Annotated in this window: 1 protein-coding gene; it reads left to right on the forward strand. The window is 55.5% G+C overall.

Annotation, left to right across the window (positions count from 1 at the left end; all coding sequences use genetic code 11):
* On the forward strand, window positions 1-381 hold a 381-nt coding region (locus tag MST27_RS22240), incomplete at its 5' end, for a transposase (RefSeq protein WP_243608016.1).
* Between the last annotated feature and the right edge of the window lie 145 nt (window positions 382-526).

A 526-nucleotide genomic window follows, 5' to 3' on the forward strand; every position in this document is an offset into this window, starting at 1 on the left:
AACGTGGCGGATGTCACCCAGGTCGATCAGTTGCTGCACGGCGCCGAAACCTATGTTTCGGGTGACGCTGGATACACTGGTGCGGCCAAGCGACCGGAGCATGCTGAACGGGACGTTGTCTGGTCGATTGCAGCACGGCCAAGCAGTTACAAACATCACGGCAAAGACAGCGTGCTGTACCGAGTCAAGCGCAAAGTCGAATACGCCAAGGCGCAGCTGCGTGCCAAGGTCGAGCATCCCTTCCAGGTGATCAAGGTGCGCTTCAATCATCGTAAGGTTCGCTACCGTGGACTGGAAAAGAATACGGCGCAGTTGTTCAGTCTGTTTGGGTTGGCCAATCTGGTACTGGCCAAGCGGTATTTGCAACGGACGGCGGGATAAGTCCGTCCGAAAGGCGGGGCTGGCCCGCTAATCAGCAAAATCAGGGTAGAAATCGGCCCAAGAAACGCAGAATAAGGCCGGTAGGTTGAAAAAACCGGGTTGAAAAAGGGGGACGGTGAGAATTGGCTAATTGTTCAGCGTCTCC

It is taken from the genome of Stutzerimonas marianensis (assembly GCF_022810315.1).
In the GTDB taxonomy this organism is placed as follows: domain Bacteria; phylum Pseudomonadota; class Gammaproteobacteria; order Pseudomonadales; family Pseudomonadaceae; genus Stutzerimonas; species Stutzerimonas marianensis.